The 18,720-nt window shown below is 38.3% G+C and carries 19 protein-coding genes and 2 pseudogenes; 5 read left to right on the top strand and 16 right to left on the bottom strand.

The window, feature by feature from the left end:
• Positions 1-170 precede the first annotated feature (170 nt).
• From SALPA_RS18415 to SALPA_RS18405, 3 genes are all read left to right on the top strand, one after another.
• Positions 171-1,988, top strand: a complete 1,818-nt coding sequence (locus SALPA_RS18415) for a YcaO-like family protein (protein ID WP_145097299.1) — start codon at positions 171-173, stop codon at positions 1,986-1,988.
• 132 nt (positions 1,989-2,120) lie between these two features.
• The gene (locus SALPA_RS18410; protein WP_145097298.1) at positions 2,121-2,588 is read left to right on the top strand and encodes a collagen-like protein; all 468 of its coding nucleotides are present in this window, start codon (positions 2,121-2,123) and stop codon (positions 2,586-2,588) included.
• 842 nt (positions 2,589-3,430) lie between these two features.
• Positions 3,431-4,114 carry a CPBP family intramembrane glutamic endopeptidase gene (locus SALPA_RS18405; RefSeq protein WP_145097297.1) on the top strand — a complete coding sequence of 228 codons (684 nt, stop codon included), beginning with the start codon at positions 3,431-3,433 and terminating at the stop codon, positions 4,112-4,114.
• A gap of 486 nt (positions 4,115-4,600) precedes the next feature.
• Here the strand turns inward: SALPA_RS18405 and SALPA_RS18400 are convergent, their stop codons facing one another.
• The 4 genes from SALPA_RS18400 to SALPA_RS31595 form a co-directional block, all read right to left on the bottom strand.
• Entirely contained in the window at positions 4,601-5,359 is a 759-nt protein-coding gene (locus SALPA_RS18400; protein ID WP_145097296.1) for an HpcH/HpaI aldolase/citrate lyase family protein, read from the bottom strand.
• Positions 5,360-5,962: 603 nt separating this feature from the next.
• Positions 5,963-6,673, bottom strand: a complete 711-nt coding sequence (locus tag SALPA_RS18395; RefSeq protein ID WP_255451435.1) for a transposase — start codon at positions 6,671-6,673, stop codon at positions 5,963-5,965.
• A gap of 191 nt (positions 6,674-6,864) precedes the next feature.
• Entirely contained in the window at positions 6,865-7,737 is an 873-nt protein-coding gene (locus tag SALPA_RS18390) for an AraC family transcriptional regulator (RefSeq protein ID WP_186451127.1), read from the bottom strand.
• Positions 7,738-7,856: 119 nt separating this feature from the next.
• A complete protein-coding gene (locus tag SALPA_RS31595) occupies positions 7,857-8,042 on the bottom strand; it encodes a hypothetical protein (protein WP_255451462.1) in 186 nt (61 codons plus the stop codon).
• Between SALPA_RS31595 and SALPA_RS18385 the strand changes: the two genes are divergently transcribed.
• Positions 7,953-9,116, top strand: a complete 1,164-nt coding sequence (locus SALPA_RS18385) for an MFS transporter (RefSeq protein WP_255451434.1) — start codon at positions 7,953-7,955, stop codon at positions 9,114-9,116. The genes SALPA_RS31595 and SALPA_RS18385 overlap by 90 nt on opposite strands.
• Here the strand turns inward: SALPA_RS18385 and SALPA_RS18380 are convergent.
• The 4 genes and pseudogenes from SALPA_RS18380 to SALPA_RS33290 all read right to left on the bottom strand — a co-directional run.
• On the bottom strand, positions 9,113-9,427 hold the full coding sequence (locus tag SALPA_RS18380; protein WP_145097286.1) for a hypothetical protein: 315 nt from the start codon (positions 9,425-9,427) through the stop codon (positions 9,113-9,115). The genes SALPA_RS18385 and SALPA_RS18380 overlap by 4 nt on opposite strands.
• 223 nt (positions 9,428-9,650) lie before the next feature.
• Complete coding sequence (locus tag SALPA_RS18375) at positions 9,651-10,736, bottom strand: M48 family metallopeptidase (protein ID WP_186451126.1); 1,086 nt, start codon at positions 10,734-10,736, stop codon at positions 9,651-9,653.
• A gap of 301 nt (positions 10,737-11,037) precedes the next feature.
• Positions 11,038-11,457: pseudogene (locus SALPA_RS18370) on the bottom strand (transposase); the annotation flags it as partial.
• Positions 11,457-11,573: pseudogene (locus SALPA_RS33290) on the bottom strand (transposase); the annotation flags it as partial. The pseudogenes SALPA_RS33290 and SALPA_RS18370, both read right to left, overlap by 1 nt.
• A 213-nt stretch (positions 11,574-11,786) precedes the next feature.
• On the opposite strand from SALPA_RS33290, the gene SALPA_RS18360 reads away from it, so the two are divergent.
• Positions 11,787-12,209: a VOC family protein gene (locus tag SALPA_RS18360; protein ID WP_145097280.1), complete on the top strand. Its 423-nt coding sequence runs from the start codon at positions 11,787-11,789 to the stop codon at positions 12,207-12,209.
• Positions 12,210-12,399: 190 nt separating this feature from the next.
• Here the strand turns inward: SALPA_RS18360 and SALPA_RS18355 are convergent, their stop codons facing one another.
• The 8 genes from SALPA_RS18355 to SALPA_RS18325 form a co-directional block, all read right to left on the bottom strand.
• Entirely contained in the window at positions 12,400-13,344 is a 945-nt protein-coding gene (locus SALPA_RS18355) for a multidrug resistance efflux transporter family protein (RefSeq protein ID WP_145097277.1), read from the bottom strand.
• A gap of 59 nt (positions 13,345-13,403) precedes the next feature.
• Positions 13,404-13,493: a transposase gene (locus SALPA_RS18350; protein ID WP_094605916.1), complete on the bottom strand. Its 90-nt coding sequence runs from the start codon at positions 13,491-13,493 to the stop codon at positions 13,404-13,406.
• Between the two features lie 118 nt (positions 13,494-13,611).
• Positions 13,612-14,178 carry an NADPH-dependent FMN reductase gene (locus tag SALPA_RS18345; RefSeq protein ID WP_145097274.1) on the bottom strand — a complete coding sequence of 189 codons (567 nt, stop codon included), beginning with the start codon at positions 14,176-14,178 and terminating at the stop codon, positions 13,612-13,614.
• A gap of 268 nt (positions 14,179-14,446) precedes the next feature.
• Complete coding sequence (locus SALPA_RS31590; protein ID WP_255451257.1) at positions 14,447-14,578, bottom strand: hypothetical protein; 132 nt, start codon at positions 14,576-14,578, stop codon at positions 14,447-14,449.
• A gap of 529 nt (positions 14,579-15,107) precedes the next feature.
• Positions 15,108-16,049, bottom strand: coding sequence for an AEC family transporter (locus tag SALPA_RS18340; RefSeq protein WP_145097271.1), 942 nt, complete (start codon positions 16,047-16,049; stop codon positions 15,108-15,110).
• A gap of 87 nt (positions 16,050-16,136) precedes the next feature.
• Positions 16,137-17,126 carry a 2-hydroxyacid dehydrogenase gene (locus SALPA_RS18335; RefSeq protein WP_145097268.1) on the bottom strand — a complete coding sequence of 330 codons (990 nt, stop codon included), beginning with the start codon at positions 17,124-17,126 and terminating at the stop codon, positions 16,137-16,139.
• Positions 17,127-17,210: 84 nt separating this feature from the next.
• On the bottom strand, positions 17,211-18,029 hold the full coding sequence (locus SALPA_RS18330) for a MerR family transcriptional regulator (RefSeq protein ID WP_145097266.1): 819 nt from the start codon (positions 18,027-18,029) through the stop codon (positions 17,211-17,213).
• 135 nt (positions 18,030-18,164) lie between these two features.
• Positions 18,165-18,632 (bottom strand): pyridoxamine 5'-phosphate oxidase family protein, encoded by a 468-nt coding sequence (locus SALPA_RS18325; protein WP_145097263.1) that lies wholly within the window; start codon positions 18,630-18,632, stop codon positions 18,165-18,167.
• Between the last annotated feature and the right edge of the window lie 88 nt (positions 18,633-18,720).

The raw sequence follows: 18,720 nt of genomic DNA, 5'->3' as shown, positions 1-18,720 counted from the left end.
TTTAGTATTCATGTGTTCGAGCATGACAGTAACATCTTTTTGTTGGTGCTAAAGCCATGGTTCCTCACAATCACAAACCATGATTCATGGTCATATATTAAAAAAGAACTGGAAATTCAACATGTTAATTTTCCTTCAGCGTAAAATGTTATGGGTGCGAGGTGTAATGCATGGACTCAACTGATATGAAATACAAAGATGAAATGCCCATCAAAACTATTAACAGAATAAGAGATATTCTTGGTGAGATGGGCCTTCTAACGGTAGAAACCTCATGGAAAAATTCGGTAAATGGTTTTTACTCGGTGAGCGTGATGATCGACAATACCGATCTGCTGACCAATGGAAAAGGTACTTCGGTCGAATTCGCCCTGGCCAGCGCCTACGGCGAGATGATGGAACGCCTGCAAAATCTCTGCTACTACAGATTAAGTTTGGATTTAAAGCCCCAGAGCATGGACTACCTAGGCTTTTATTACGCCCCTGACGAGAAACCGATGAGTATCGATGAGTTCCTCGCCAGTGAAGAAGATTGGATCAAAACCCAATTATCCAGAGTCAACCCTTCACTGGATAAACGGGAACTTTTGGCAAATTGGCAGACAATGTCTTATGAGAAAGTATCCGCCGATTTTATTGCTCTACCTTATTGCAATCTTAACAGTCAGCGTATTTCCCATATCCCGATAAAAATGGCCTCGATGATGTATATGTCGAACGGCATGTGCGCCGGCAATTCGCCTGAAGAGGCTTTGGTGCAGGGAATATCTGAAATCATGGAGCGCTACGCCAACAAGAAAATCCTTAGGGAGAGAATAGTACCGCCTACTATCCCGCGGAGTTATATCATGAAATTTCCCGAGATTGAGGCGATGATTGCCGAGCTTGAAAAAAGCGGCAACTTTGAAGTTATCCTCAAAGACTGCTCGCTGGGACAAAAATTGCCGGTTGTCGGGGTTATCCTGGTAAATAAGAATGATCAGAGTTATTTTGTGAAATTTGGCGCTCATCCTAAATTTGAAATTGCCGCAGAGCGGACATTGACCGAACTTCTTCAGGGACAGGATATAAAATGGATGATGGGGGTTAAGGAGTTTTGCTTCTGCAGCCCGACGGACGATCCAGAAAACTACATGGGTATACTGGTGACCGGCTCGGGGCTTTATCCTACGGAATTTTTCAGTCATAACTTCAGTTATCAGTTCAAGGAATTCGAAGAAACCGCGATAGCCACAAACAAAGAAATGCTGGCTTATATGGTCACCCTGATGGCTCAACTAGGTTGCGAGATATATGTACGTGATGTTTCGTTCCTGGGCTTTCCGAGTTTTCATATAATCGTTCCCGGCTTGAGTGAAATCGAGGAATTTGATGACCTAAAGCCTATTACCAATTATGCTGCTTTCAATACCTTCAAAAGACTTGTCAGGAACATCGACTGCCTCGACGACGCCGGTGCCGCCACGATCATCGGCTTTTTGCAAAACATGAACTATTCGCCTGAAGCTTCGGTCATGGATTTAATCAATCTGCCGGTACGCGGTAAAGCGTTTCCGTGGTATTACAGCAATGCCGACTTATTTGTCACTGCCCTTAACTACTGGAAAGGCGATACCAATAAAGCCTATGAGAGCTTCACAAAATTTTGGGGTTATACCCAACACGCTAATCCGCAACGCCAAGTAATAACTTATTATAAGTGCGTACGGGATTTTCTGGCGACCAAGATTAAAGGGCTTGCGGAAAAGGACGCCTTGAGCACACTAGGCGTGTTCTATCCGATGGAGGTAATCCAGGGGGTTGTGGCTGAATTCAACTCGCCAGCGAAAATCATTAATTACCAAGGACAATTAAACTGCTGGAATTGCGAGAACTGCCAATTTTCCAGTCAGTGTCTCTATCCGCCAATGGAGCGGGTCTATAAAATCCTCAAGGAGCGGTACGCTGCCAGCGGAATAGATCAAACCGATCTCAAGAAGCTGATGTAAATACACAAGCCAAAGCTGTATGCTTTGGCTTGTGCTTTTCCTTTAGAGGACCGACATTACACCTTGTCGGCGCAACATTTTATCGGATTGACATCACTTCCCCCAATTCATAGAACGGCAGCAGTGGCAAGAATGGCAGGACTTGCAGGACTGACAAGAGTGGCAGGACTTGCAGGAACCGCAGGATTTGCAGGACTGACAAGAATGACAGGAATCGCAGGACTGACAAGAATGGCAGGACTTGCAGGACTGACAGGACTTGCAGGAATCGCAGGACTGACAAGAATGACAGGACTTGCAGGACTGACAGGACTTGCAGGACTTGCAGGAATCGCAGGACTGACAAGAATGACAGGACTTGCAGGACTGACAGGACTTGCAGGACTGACAGGACTTGCAGGACTGACAGGACTTGCAGGAATCGCAGGACTGACAGCTCTTCATCGAGTAACAAGCCTGGCAACTCTTCATCGAATAACAAGACTGACAACTACTCATCGAATAACAAGACTGACAACTATTCATCGAATAACAAGACTGACAACTACTCATCGAATAACAAGACTGACAACTACTCATCGAGAAGCAACTAAGCATTGAATCGTCATCATCGTCATCATCGTCATAATACATTAGCCAATCACCTCCATATAAAATTCAGGTAACCTATTAACATAATATGATAATGCTATGTCAGGTGTTACATTGTTTAACGGTGGTATTTCGGCTAGAAGGTCAACCGCTGTAAACAAAAACATATACCGATACTTCCCCTATGTCTATATCCATGATCACCTCGCCTCTTCAGAAGACTATACCGTTAATAGACATTTTAAAATAAGCTGTGGCGCTGGCAAGATAGCTCTCGTTCGTTAATGTCCGATAGAATTCAGTCCTGAAAAATAAAAAAAGAGTCAAGCCTCTGATCTCAGAAGCTTAACTTTCGATTCTTAATATTAAAAGAAGCACCGGGACGTACAGAAACCACTGAAAAGTCGAAATCAGCAGGTTTATCCCACCATAAGTGCGAAATAATTTAAAGATACAAGGGGACGGTTCTACTGTTTCTTAGGCCTTAACCACAATGTTAAATGTACGTCCACTTATTCGCGCTATTTGTCTGATTGATACTCCTTTACTTGCTTAAGCTGTCTTAAATATTCATCTCTTTTTGTTTTTTCCAGAAGAAGCGCAGGGACGTACACTTTGCTTCTGTTGTGCCAGACCCTGATCCCCCTCCAGAAGTATAAAATCGAGTGTTGTGCGAAGCAGATTTTGCGTCCCCTTGCTTCTTTCTTAATCGTATCCTCTTGCTCACACTGCGTAAACGGCTGATTTGCATATTCATACAAAAAAAATAACTTCCGTCAAATTACTGACAAAGTTTCTTATTTTACTTTTTATGGTATTATAAGATTGTTATACAAAAGGAGGATTGAGACATGCAAACTTCATTACAGCTTGCAGGATTTAAACCCAAAAAAGAAACTTTCAACATCGCAATTTATATTATTGCATTTTTCACAGTTTGGTCTTTATATGTCCTTGTTGGTCAAGATTTCTTGGGACAACATTATCCATTGTTATTTAAAATTTTAAGTTTAGGCCCAGCAAAATTAACAATTTGGACGTTGCCCGTTTTACTATATTTAAAACATCACGATAATATTAATCCTCTAATTTTTTTAAGATTAACAGGCAATATAAAAATTGCTTTAAAATACGTACTAATCGTAAGCTGTTTCTATTTACTTATGGGATTAGTTCAACAATATCTTCTTATAAAGCCCCTGGGCTTTCATCCAATTTTAAATATAAATAATTGGGTTAATGGAATCATACTGGTTGGCTTTACCGAAGAAATATTATTTAGAGGCTTTATTCTACAAAAATTAGGCACATTATTATCATTCTGGAAAGCAAACTTTATTACTGCTTTGCTATTCTTGTTCATACATTTCCCAGGGTGGATTCATCACGGAAAGTTTACTTTTTTAAATCTCGATATTGTCGGCATTTTCTTCTTCGGATTAATAGTAGGCTACGTTTTAAAAAAATCCAATTCATTAGGAGCTTGCATACTCATTCATTCAATTAATAATTTTTTGTCGCTTTCTTTAAAATAACCTCTCATGTCAAACCATTGACAAAGGTTATCCTTAATATTCCTCTGGTAATAGCATCAAACAATAATCCTCACTATCAATAGCCATATTTTCATTGCAATTGGCGTTTCAATCATTGGTAAAAAATAAGTATCAATAGCTGACGGATATTCTTGCCGGTGAATGACTTGTTGGTGACCACCAGGGGACGTCAGACCAATGTCATAAAGCTTAACTGGGGGATACAAGGGGACGGTTCTGCTGCTTCCTAGGCTTTAACCACAATGTTAAATGTAAGTTCACTCCATAAAATCCACAAATATTTCTTTTGCATTTTCAATGTCTTGTGAAAATATCTCAAGAACAAAAGTAGTATCCACTATGCGAGGATGCCCTATATATTCGCAATAACTACTCCATGGTCATATAATGCTACGAGGAATAAACAGATAAATTATATTTGAGGATGATGAAAATAGCGATAACCGTCCCATTGTGTCCTCTGCCCTATTTAAATTGACCTACAAAACGTTTGGCTTCATTTCCAAAAAGAGAATATGCACTCGTTATCAATATTGACAAACCAGCCTCAAGATATCCGTGCACCGTATCTCCTGCTCTTACCACAGTACCTATAGATTTGCCTGTTTTTAAACCTTCTTTTATAAACTTATGATATGCCTCTTGTACTTTCGGATGCTGCCCTTGACCAGGGACCCCAAGTGATTGAGAAAGATCCGAAGTACCAAGAATAGCTCCATCAATGCCCTCAACAGAAAGGATAGAAGCCATATTCTCTACGGCGGCAATATTTTCAACAATCGCAAGAACAACTGTTTCTTGATTTGCATCAACCACATACTCTGATAGCGGTTTTGTCATTCCATAATCAGATGCCCTTACCGCATTAAGTCCCCGGATTCCCTGTGGATAATATTTTACTGCGCGAACCGCCTGCTCAGCTTCTACCTTAGTAGAAATCCCCGGTAGTATGATACCCATAGCCCCAATATCCATAAAGCGCAGAATGGTATCTGGCTCAGAATTAGGCACCCTAACTAATGGAACTGTTTTACGAACCTCTGCTGCCCTAACAAGTTCCTCGCACTGGCTTGCTGAGAGCGATCCATGCTCCGCATCAATAAAGATAAAATCAAATCCGGCAAGACCGCATATCTCAACAAATGCTGGGAAAAATCCTTGGATCATACATCCTGATACAGGCTCGCACCTTTGCATCTTTTCTTTTAGACGATTCTTATACATTATATTGTATCTCCTTATACTCAACTTTCGTACTTGACAATTGCGGCTTTAGGATGTTTTCAAATTTAGGCAGTTTGATTGAAATAGGAATCCTATTCAATAAACTTTTACTACGACCACGATAAAAGACACTGTCATCTAGAAGCGTGGGGGACGCTCATTTCGCTTCTCGCGGAAGCGCAGTCGATTAGAAGCGCACCTCATGATGCGCAAGTATCTATGGTTTAGCTTGACGGCTATGTTGCCATACCCCTAAATCACCCGTACTATAATTCTGTGTAAAGCATAATAGACAGGGGACGGTGGTATCGTCTCGTTAATTTGACAAGGCATATCGCGCAAAAAAGATTACCATCACTCAGCAGGGCGGTTACGTTGTGCCAGACCTCGATCCCCCTCCAGAAAGCATAAAATCAAGTGTTGTTGCGCAGCAGATTTTGCGTCCCCCTGCTTCTCACGAAAAAATATGAGCCGGTTACACAATAACATATAATTTGACTATAGAAATTTAAGCGGAAACCACCCTATTTCTCCCCGTTCTTTTCCCTTGATACAGTGCGTGGTCTGCTCTTCTAAGATACAAGGGGACGGTTCTACTGTTTCCTAAGCTTTAACCACAATGTTAAATGTAAGTCCACTTATTCGCGCTATTTGTCTGATTGATACTCCTTCACTTGCTTTAAGCTGTCTTAAATATCCATCTCTTTTTGTTTTTTCCATAGTTTGCAAGTCTCTAGTCTCTATATTGCCCAACACTTGCTTCACAATTTGTTTTGCCTCTTCATCCGTTAATCTGGGTTTGTTCTTTATTTCAAAAAAATTTGCTCCTTGCTCATCCATGAAATCCACAAATATTTCTTTTGCCTTTTCAATGTCTTGCGAAAATATCTCAAGAACAAAAGTTGCATCCACTATGCGAGGATGCCCTATATATTCGCCATAACTACTCCATGGATACTCGCCTATAATAGGCATGATATTTGCTCTGATAGGGTTTTGGTGTATGTATCGTACTACTGACAATAAATAACTATCATCTTCAATTACTTCACTTTTGTATCTATCTTGAAATAAATGACCAGACCGTTTGTATTTCCAATTATACCAATAAACATAGCTTACTCCTATTCGTTTCATTATGCTTTCCAACGACTCGTTATTCACTTTTATAATAAGGTGAACATGATTATCCATAAGGCAATAGGCAAAAATGTTAAATCCACATTTCTGCTTATAATGTTTTAAAGTATCAATAAACTTAACTCTATCTTCATCATCCTCAAATATAATTTGTCTGTTTATTCCTCGTAGCATTATATGATATATTCCGCTATTACTTTTCTTCCGGGCAATTCGCGGCATTTTACTCACCTACTTTAACGCTTTTCCTCTTATCATATCATAAAAAGCTAGGAAACACTAGAACCGTCCCTTCGCTTCCATCAAAAGCTAGGAAACACTAGAACCGTCCCTTCGCTTCCATCCTTTTTTCATATAACCATTTTCTATATTCTCCAGTCTTCATGTTGTTCGTCTTTAATTTTTTTCGGTGAAAATCCATAAACTTTCTTAAACAATCGGTAAAAATTCGAATAATTTTCAAACCCTACGTGATGCGCAACTTCTGAAGCGGAAATTCCTTCACATAATAATTCTTTAGCTCGAAGTAAACGTTTGTAAGTAATGTACTCATAAACACCAAAACCTGTGGATTGCTTAAAAATACGACATAAGTAATATTTACTGATGTAGAATTCCTGTTGCAATAAATCCAAGGTAATTTTAGTAGATAAGTTATCGTTAATATAGTTTAATATTGCTTGAGTTTTTGAAGTATCTCTGCCTTGTGAATAAACCTGTAGAGCATTCTCATGTAAATAAATTTGATTCAATTTGACCAATAGTTGTACAAAAATGCTAAAAATCATAATTTCACTGTCAATTGCGCCAGTTTTAAATTGTTCCTCTATCGCGATGATTTGCTTATCAATTTGATACTTCAACACTTTCGATCTTTCAGTTATATTGAAATACCCTAATTTACGCCGTTCAAAGCAATCAAACAAATTATAACTTGCAGTATTCAAAAAATTAACATACTCTGGTTTGCAAAACATGACAATTCTTTCATATGGTTGCTCCTCTGCAATACACGCCCGGTGCAATTCCTTACTGTTTATAATTAAAAAATCACCGCTTTGAACAGCATACTGTTGTCCCTCAATATAAAAAGGAACATTACCGGAAATAAAATAATATAACTCGTAACATTTGTGAATATGCAAGTTAAATTCGCTCTTCACCGGTCTGGGTGTAAAATTATGCTGAAAAATAAATTGGCCATTATTTAGACTGAAAGTCTTATTAAGAATATTCATGATATACTCCATAAACCCATATAATATTTAGCAATAATTATAATATAAGCAGCAACATATGTAATGTACATTGCATATGTTTTTTTATAATATATGAATTGTTTCAGTTGTAATAGAAATCAAAGCATGAGTTGGGAGTGTATTTTGTCTATATGAATGTTGGAATTATTACCACCAATAGCTCTTACCGTTGGATAATATTTATTTTTACCTATCTGGCTTTTTGCAGCCAGTACATCACTTATCTTTCCTGGAACCCCTTTATACCACTCAGCACAACAATTTTCAATTTTTCTATGAATCAAAGCAGCAGCATTGTTGCTACTGCAGCGCTCGGAAGAGTGCTGTTTCAAATTCCCGGCGGTATGCTAGCTGACCGCTTTGAGACAAGGCCACTATTATGCATCAGTCTTTTCGCACTAGGTATAAGTTCTCTAATTGCTTGTATAGGCGGCACATATCAAACTATTATTATAAGTCAGTTTCTTATAGGCGCAACCGGTGTATTAATTTGGCCTTTATGTATAAAAATAATCATTGATTGGTTTCCAATGCAAGAACATGATTTTGTTGTTGGTTTATTAAACACCGGTGTAACTGTGGCAGTCATCGCAACAAATATTCTGATTCCTTATGCGATTCATCATTTAGAGTGGCGCAGCGTATTTTATATTATCGGTCTTTTATGTATAGGCATTGCAGTAGCAACAAGCTTATTTATCAAATCCACCCCCGTTGATGATACAAAACTAACACTCGCCAATACTGCCCCGAATAAGAAGATGGTTAATTTTTCAGATATTATATCCTTATTAAAAAGCAAAAAATTCCGGCTGGGTATCACTGTTTATGCAGGAAGTCTTTATACTTCCTGGGGGCTTAATACTTGGCTGACAACCTATCTAATTCATGAGGTAAACTTATCAATTGATAAAGCCAGTATTATGATGATGGTATTTGGTATCTGCGGAAGCTTCAGTATGCCAGTCGTAGGAATTATTACCAGAGGAAACCGTCAAAAAAGATATACATTTCTTGCGGCAAATCTAGCCTTATTGGCAATTCTACTGATTATTTTGCCATGGATACAATCACAAACAATATTATGGGGATATATGATTGTGCTAGGCATTGCTACGTTTGCTTACATGGGGCCGGTTAATTTAATGGTAGCCGATCTAGTCGATACAAAAGTCTTTGGTACGGCAATGGCTATGCTGATCTTTTTGTGGCTGATTGCTTCCATGTTTCAGTCCTTATTAATTGGACGTGTACTGGATATTGTAGCACCATCTATAGCGTATCATCTTACTTTCTGGATATTAGCAGTAGGAGCCTTTGCGGGTAGCTTGTCCATAGTAAAAATAAATTTTGATTAAATTCTCAAAAAATCAGAAAAACCCGCTTTATAGAAGTCTGCTTCCATATCCGTCCCACGATATTGCTCGTCAATCCAAAATATATCAACGCGACATCTTTCCCAGTAGCTAATAGTATTGGCATTTATTCCACCAACAATATTTCCATCTGTATCTTTCAGAATAATATTTAATGGTTCTAACGTTAACTTCCCATCTAATGGAACTTTCTGCATATTATATTCTACTAGTCGTTTCATAATATATAATGCCGATTCTCCATCGCCTTCGGAAATCGTAAGTTGTTTACCATTATATTGTTTATCCGCCATATATAAGCCACCTCTCTACGAGTATCGAATAAAATTTTGCGTAAGTTCATTAATTTAATTTCTACACTATTTTGAGCATCCGTAGAAAAATGGGGCATCTGTTTACCTCTATACAAACGGTCAACCTGCTTAATGACGGACATACCAAGTTTCTCAGCTACATTTCTCGATCTAAAGTTTTCAGGTCTGATCTGAGCAGTTAATTCAGAAGTCAGTAAAACTTCTAGTTTAATTTTATTATGCTGTTTATTTTATTAACGATTTCCGCAGCGCTTATATCATTATCCGCAGTGGTGATAATCTGCCGTTCGCCGATGTAAACCGCCCCGTTATCGCCGATATAGGCAGCAGCCAACTCGTGATTATGATAGACCTGGGCAAGACATCCTGCCATCAAATACGCTCTCTCTTCACCAAAATAATTATCTGTTTTTACAGGAGTCATAATCTCCTGGCCATCAATCTGCACCGTTTTATCGTTTTTGACTGTAATATGTCCTTCACTGTAATTCGTCATTTTTTTAGCGAAGTTATTGATTCGAGCAGTGGTCTTAGGATGATTGTTAGGATTCACTGTTCGTGCCAGCCCCTCACGCCATAAGTCACCTAACAAAAACCGCATCTTCACCATAGAGGCAGCAGGACCTCCTGGATTATATCCTGCGGCAGTAACATACTCAAAGCCATAATTATCGGCTTCCCATTCCTGATCCATCGTAAACATTTCATTATTAATGTAATTTCCAGCAATCCCGGATAAAATATAGCTGGCATTATTCTTATTGCTTGACAAATAGATATCAACTGCTAAGCCTATGCCTACCGCTTTGGTAACCCCCTGCACCGGATGTTTTGCTTCTCCATGCCGCATTTCATGAGCAATTACGACAGCCAGCTCATCGTCGTCCAAACTGTCCAAAGCACCTTTATTTACACTAATCACATGTCCCAATGTGCAAAATGCATTAAACTCCTTTTTAGGATTGGCATAAATGGCATAATTCTCCTTAATCAACCCGGAACTTTTTAGACGTTTGGTGATAGTGTAAATTCGCGTATTAGCCTGCTCATCATTATACACTCCGGTTTGCTTCTTTGTATTGGCAAGTATATCTTTTTGTCCACGATCATTTAAATGATTAAAATATGTATTAACAAATGTAACCGCAATACCTGCATATAATAGCCGCTGCCCTAAACTTGCCGCTTCTGCCACTTTGTACTGCGCCATCAAAGACATTACAAACAAAAGAGCAATCAAACAAATTACAATTCCCTTTTTTAACCGCATTGTGCCTTTCACCGACATGCACAAACCTCCTTTTAGAGCTGTCCTGTTCAATTCTTCCATAATGGTCTTTATTTGATTTTACCATAAAAAAACATGATTATGCATTAACTAAACCCAAACCTTACATACTTTTGGTAGTAGGTCCAGAAAAAAAAAGATTCCCCTAACGCACTAGGAGGCCACTGAAGAACTTGTGGTTTTTACGGAGCAAAGCTCAAAAAGTACGAAACAAAAGACGACCCTTATTCCAGAATTGGGAACAAGGGTCGTTTTTTACCATTTAGGAAACCTGTATCACTTGTCCTTTACTTTATCAGTTTCAATTTCTCTTTATATTCACAGTAAAGATCGCCATCGCCCCCTGTAACTCCGTGCCAACAAGACCCGAAGACGACGCTACGTCATACCCGTGTCTGTGTTTAAGTTCACTATTCTTTGCTTCAATCTTGTAGCGCTCTTTTGCCTTTTCTTTGAAGTACTCGCTTTCCTGGAACACCATTTGTTCAGTGTGTTCGCTAGATTTAATACTTACCGAATAGGTTTTGCTTTTCGCTCCCTCTTTGTAGCACCCTCCTTTGAAGGGGCATCGCTTGCAAAGCTCAATATCGAAATAGTATGTATCAGTTTGGTTTTTCCCAACGCCTGTCCTTCCTTGCCACGCTTTCCGTATTGCCATGTGACCAGCCTTGCATACATACATGCCTGCATCCTTATTGAATTGGAATTCGTCTTCTGCTTTAAAGTATCAATAAACTTAACGCTATCTTCATCATCCTCAAATATAATTTGTCTGTTTATCCTCAGCATTATATGATATATTCCGCTATTACTTTTCTTCCGGGCAGTTCGCGGCATTTTACTCACCTACTTTAACGCTTTTCCTCTTATCATATCATAAAAGTTAGGAAACACTAGAACCGTCCCTTCGTTTCGAACCGTCCCTTTGTTTCTGCCTTTGTTTCTGTGCTTAATGGTGGTATTATAGTTACAGGGACCACAATGGCATAACACAAAAAAAATTTAGCACTCGATGGACTATTTAGGAAGTCGCGTGTTAGGAGAAATGATATGGCTGAAAATTTTGTATCTAACTTGTTAATACCTGAATTGTTGTGCGCTGATTTCAACAAAAGTCTCAATTTTTACACAGAAATCTTAGGGTTTGAGATTAGATATGATCGAGAAGAAGGGTTCGCCATGCTTGAAAGAGAAGGCGTCCAAATTATGCTAGATCAAAATAGATCCGATAATTGGGTGTCAGGGCCGCTCGAATATCCCTATGGTCGTGGGATTAATTTGCAAATCAATACGACCTCTATAGTAGATCTTTATGAGTCCGTAAAAAAAGCAAACGCCAGAATTTATCTACCCCTCAAAGAAGAGTGGTATCAAGCAAACGAAGTCATGCTTGGATGTCTTCAGTTCATAGTTCTGGATATCGATGGCTATATGCTTCGCTTTTCTCAGGATATCGGTACAAAACCAGTATAAGCGTTACCAAGCCTGTTAATTCATGGAAGAAGCACCGGGACGTACACTTTGCTTCTGTTGTGCCAGACCCCGGTCCCCCTCCAAAAGCATAAAATCAAGTGTTGTTGCGAAACAGATTTTGCGTCCCCTTGCTTCATCGTTAGATATTAGTTAAAAATTGACCACACTTTGTTATCACTAAAATCACTAATTAGATTGCTTTTTCATCCATATTTATACTATGTAAAATCATTCCAAGGATGATAATTATTATTCCCATTAACGGCCAACCAATTGGTAAGGTTCCTCCTAAAAATAACACTTCACCTATAACAGTAAATGCTACCTCTCCTGCTTGAGTAGCTTCAACAACTGCAAGCTGCTTAGGATTACCTTTTGCTTTATCAGTAGCATAAAAAAATAACATAGTTGCAATGATTCCAGACAAAATTGCAACTATAAATGACTGAATAGCTTGCCCTGAGCTTGGCAACCCAATTGTCGCTATTCCATAAAAAGATAAAACTAACCAAAATGGTATGCTTGCGAGGGTCATTCCCAACACACGCTGGTACACATCTAATCTTTCCTCGCAAATTAACATCATTTTGCGATTCCCAAGTGGATATGCAAATGCTGCAATAATTACTGGCAAGATTCCAATTAAGAGTTTTGAGGAATCTATATTTTCTGTTTCTCGAGCTTGTATCAAAGTTACTCCGAGCAGAATGAATGCAGAGATAATTAATTCCCGCACAGGAAGTTTCTGTCTTTTCCCTTGTATGTCATTAAATTTTTTTACCTCTTGGGATAAGAATGGAACTAATAATGAACCTGCAACAATTGTAATTTGCCATGAACCTGCAACTAGCCAGGCAGGGCCATAAGCAGCAGCAAAACATAATGGTGCATAAAATAAACCAAACCCAACACTACTCCAGAATAACCATTCTCGTGGTTTAGTTTTCATTTCATATAAGAGTCCTTGCATATTACGTCTAGCCATAACAATTAATAATAAGAATGGCACAGTAAATAAATATCGTAACGCTGCACTCCAAATCCAGCTTCCACCAGATAAATCCATTGCACGATTTAGAATAAAAGTAGAAGCAAAAAATAGCGATGCCAAAATACCAATAAAAATCAACTGCAACGTACCCCTTCTTTCACAACTTATTAAGTTCTGTCCATTCCGAAAAATTCGAATTAAATCTAATGTATCTTAAGACGTTGGGTTCTGAATTTGGCGAGCAGACTTGCATCGGGCAGTTCTTCATCAGGATTAATGCCAATAAACCACATAAATAGCTATCATCCATTAAGGACGATAGCTATTTATTTTCGAAAAGTCCCTTTTGAGTAGCTTATCTGAATAATGGATAAGTAATCACCATTCTTTAATTATTTTATCCATCTTTACTCAGAACTTCTTAGGTACATTAGTCTCAACCCAAACTGCAAACGCATCCATAAACTTTTGCAAAAACTCGCGACTACTTTCATTAATAAGAGCGCCATTGACATCAAAAAGTGTCGCAGCATTTCCGATATAGGCCTCGGGTTGCTGCATAGTTGGAACATTTAAGAAGACCAGGGATTGCCTTAAGTGATGATTTGCGCCAAAACCACTTAATCCACCTGGTGACACACTCACCACTGCACCAGGTTTGCCATCCCATACATTTTTTCCATATGGTCGTGAGCCTACATCAAGGGCATTCTTAAGCACCGCAGGAACTGAGCGATTGTACTCTGGCGTTATGAAAAGAATTGCGTCAAATTTCTCCACTCGCTCACGAAACTCTGTCCATGATGAAGGCGGGTTGCCTTCATCATCGAAATCTTGGTTGTAAATTGAAAGATTGCCGATCTCGACTTCTTCCATCTCAAAAGAAGCAGGAGCCAATGTCTTCAATGCATTAGCGATCTTCTTGCTAAATGATTCGTTGCGAAGACTTCCTATGAGAATTCCGATTTTCTTAACCATATATTAATCCCCCTTTTGTATTTTAAAAATATTTGATTACCTAAATAATAACAATTCAATAAATTAATAATTGTTCCTGCTTGATTTTTATTGTTTTTAATAAAATTTTTATCTATTTATATTTAGGATAACAGATCAAGCGCCATTCATAGAATAGCTCAATGCAGAGGTATAAACATCAGATAAACCAACAGGCCAATATTAGCCCTAATTGAAAGCAAAAAAGCTACCCTCTATTTCAAAGGTAGCTTACAGTTAAATTCTATTTTCAAGGAGCAATCTTCTCAGTCTTCTCGACTAATTCACAGTGTTCTTGGCAACTGGTGTCTTCACTGTCGCAACGTGATTCTTCACAAACCAGAACTTCATCAGCTTTGCTTTTATTATCTTCTTTATCCACTGGACCCACCCCTTCCGCTACCTACAAAGGTAGCTATTTGTAACACTCACAACACTCTTCTTCACATTCGCAGCAATCATAGAATTCACAACAAACTTTGTAGCAATTACTAAATTCTTTATATAAAGTTTTCATAACTCTCAATCCCCAAATATATTATTATTTTTATTTTACTAATTAATGTTTGTTATTATTTAGTAATTAAAATATACACCTATTATCCATAAAGGTCAATACTTTTTTTTGCTTATTAATGCCCCTAAACATTAGATGATATATTCCTGTCTCACTTTTTTCCTAGCTTGTCTTGGCATTGTATCACCTCAAAACTAGTATAGCATCTTTTATTTTTTGGGCCACCAGGGGACGTCAGACGTCTGTCGTTCCCGTTTTGTCAACAGAAGCACCGGGACGTACACTTTGCTTCTGTTCTGCCAGCCCCTGGTCCCCCTCCAGAAGTATAAAATCAAGTGTTGTTGCGAAACAGATTTTGCGTTCCCTCGCTTCTTCTATTTACGAATCCAGTGAATCAACAGCTTGTAAGATAAGCAATTAGAGGCAATGTAAATAAGCAAAAAATTGTCGTAATCATGATAGCACCGACCGCACAGTCTTCATCAGACTCATTTGTTCGCGCAAACATTGCAATTGCTGTCATACTTGGCATTCCAGCAAGCATAGTAATGAATGTAATAATTTCCGGCTGGACCTGGAAAAACCGTAATATTGAAAATACGAACAGCGGAATAGCTATCATTTTTATAACAACAATCGCGTAGTATTCTACTTTAGTTACAAATCTTCTTACATTGCAAAAACAAAATGTCCCACCAATGTAAATTAGCGATAGCGGCGTTGTCATATCGCCGACACTTCCCAGAGCCTTATTTAACGTAACAGGCAATTTCCATTCCAATAAAATGAAAAGAATTGCTAAAAAAATCCCAAGCATTGCAGGATTTAATATGTTCCTGAGATTTGCCATTAAAGAACTATGCTCCATTTTCTCCTTCGGTAAAGTCAGATGAAAACCTATGCTCCAAAGCAATATCTGATCAATGATGGTAAAAAGAGCCATATAAAGCATTCCACGCTCCGGCAGAATACCTAGAATCAAGGGAATTCCGATAAAGCCCACATTCCCAAACATTGTTGAAGCATGAAAAACATGTCCGTAATTTCCGCTTAAAGAAAACATTCGTTTAAGAACGAAACCAGTAAAAAAAAGTACTCCAAACATGAAAATTGTAGATAAGACAACCTCTGTAAAACAAAACAGCATATCGGTACGAGTCGCACCATTTATTGATTTATGAAAAATCATAATAGGAAGAATTAAACGCATGATCAGCTTGGATAAATCACTTAAAGTCTTCTCGTTTAAAGCTTTTGCTTTTATCCCGATAATACCTATGAGAATGATAACAGTAAAAATTTCCAATTGTGTAAGTACAAGATAAAAAGGCTTCATAAACTCCCCTTTACAAAAAATAATTAGATTAGGCCATTATACATTATCCTTAAAATATCATCTCCTCACATATCATTTGTCATAATTTTATAGTCCATTTACAATATGTTGAGGCCGTTTTCCATTCAACGCAGTTTCCACATTGCCCCAGTTCAATACATGTGCCCGGCGAAAAAAGCTGGTTGTGATTCCGCCTATATGAGGAGAAAAAATAATACGTTCTTTGCATTCCTCCGGTAGATTCAGGAGTACATTATCTCTTGTTGTCGGTTCTGGGTATACCGTATCCAGGCCAACTCCACGAATTTCCCCCATGACAACGGCATCATATAACGCCTGATTGTCAACGATATCTCCTCTTGCGGTATTGATCAAATAAGCAGTTGTTTTCATTTTTGATAGAAATTCGGCATTAACCATTCCCACAGTTTCCGGTGTAACAGGACAATGGAGACTAATAATATCACAAGTGGAAATCATTTTATCCAGTTCCATATAAGATACATGATATTCTTCTTCCAGTTCTTGCGGCGCTCTACTCTTATCGTAATAAAAAATCTCACACTCAAACGGCAGCAGACGTTTAGCAGCGGCCTTTGCAATATCCCCAAGCCCAATAAGACCGATTTTGCAGTCTCCCAGTTCGGCGATACCTTCATACATCAGCCGCTCCTTCATCTCCATTTGCCGACCTTCCCGCTCAAGTCTGTCACCGGTTATGATGCTTCGCAGGAGAGCCAACATAAGAAGTATTGCCTGTTCTGCAACAGCGCCTGCATTTGCCCCTTTACAATTGCATACATAAATTCCTTTTTCTTTTGCAGTCTGACAATCAATGCCATTGAATCCGACACCTTCTGACTGAATAATTTTAAGCTTGGGCATTTGCCGGATAACATTACCGGAAAGTCTGGCCACAGGATCAATGGAAATCGCATCTGCATCCCAGGCCGCTTCCAATAATTCTTCATCACTTGCACCTCGGGGACAGAAAACCATCGTAATCTGCCTTATAATCTCTAAATCGGGCATATACTTTCTGTACCGATCTTCATTTCCTATAATTAAAATTTTCATATTGCACCTCTGTTAAACCAATTTAACAATAGCATAAACGCTCTAGTAACTATAGGGTCAAGAAAAAATGTCCGCTCAAAAAAATTATAGGCGGACATAGGGCAATAGTATCTCTGTCACATATTTATCTATATCATTAGTTATACCGTAATCAATCAGTGCGATTTCTATCGAATCATCCACTAGTTCATAGTGATGCCTTTTCATATATGCAAATAATTTATTATAATATTGTGATGCGTTCATATGAGAACCTTTAAAACGAATTCGTAAGTATTCCCTAGCCGGGAACGTAATATCCGAAGTAGTAATTCGATCTTCGTCTTCCAGAATCATGAATATGCTGGAATACCGGTCATATCTATTGGCCTTTAGATCAGAAACCGAGATAGAAATACCGATTTTCCCCAAAAAAACATCTCCATTTATGCCATAATTTTTAACCAATTCTGCAATCGGATATTCAATATCATCACCAAGGACATATTCACGGCGTAAATATGCTACACGCCACTTTGGGAGCTTTACTTCGGCAATTGCATCCAGCGGAGTATTAATCGCATCCTCAATTTGCCCTAGACGGCGGGAAATTTTTCGTTCAATTTTCTCTAGTTCCTTTTTTTTAAGGGCAATTTCCGACTTTTGTACGTTTAGCATTGTCACAAGAGTATCTGTATCACGATAGTTAAAAAAATCAAGAAGTTTGCTGATCGGCACCCCTAACGCACGCAAATATTTAATTGAATTTAACCGTTCAAACTGTTGGGTTGTATAGTAACGGTAATTAGTCAGCTTATTAATATATTGGGGTTTCAATAGTCCAATCTCATCATAATACCTAAGCGTTTCTACTTTGACAAGAAATAGCTTTGACATTTCTCCAATAGTAAAAAAATCTTTCATTGTATCCTCCTTTTACAGAACCGTAGGCATAAGCAACAAGAAAGATAAGGGGATATTCTTTATCACCTTAAATTAAGAAGACAACCACAAAAATGAATGGCTATGACTTTTCCTCCCTGTCATAGCCATTCATTTTTATCGTCCCTGTTTTCCTGTCACGTGTTCAATCTCTATTTTGTAAACGGCAGCGGTATTCATACTTTTATTTATATAAGCCATGCCTTTTTCAAAATACTCATTTGAATACTTTTTTATTAAAAACACTAATGCCTGTCGTTTTTCCATTTCATTTGTAACTTCGACCGCTGTCCCAAATATTACAGTACTATCATATTCCGTATCAAACTTGTTAGGTAATAAATTAACATAACTCACTGCAGAAAAACTGACTTTAGCGTTATTTTTGATATTATCCACCTTATGCCCCGTATGAGCAGAATGAAAATATATCGCGCCATTTTCATATGCAAAATTTAGCGGTACTGCATACGGATATCCAGTTTCGCAAATACAAGCTAATGTTCCAAATTCTGCTTTCTTCAGGACTTCAATAGTCGCTGCTTCAGACATGAGCTTTTCCTTTCGTCTCATTTCTGTAAACAAAATATCCTCTCCTTACAAATAAGCCACAATTTTATATACTACTTAAATTTAAATTCCCATAAAAGTACAAAACTCCTGCAAAATTCAT

The organism is Sporomusa sp. KB1 (assembly GCF_007830295.1).
Classification (GTDB): Bacteria; Bacillota; Negativicutes; order Sporomusales; family Sporomusaceae; genus Sporomusa.
Note: the sequence above shows the minus strand (reverse complement) of the source record. Positions and strands in the feature narration are given on the sequence as shown.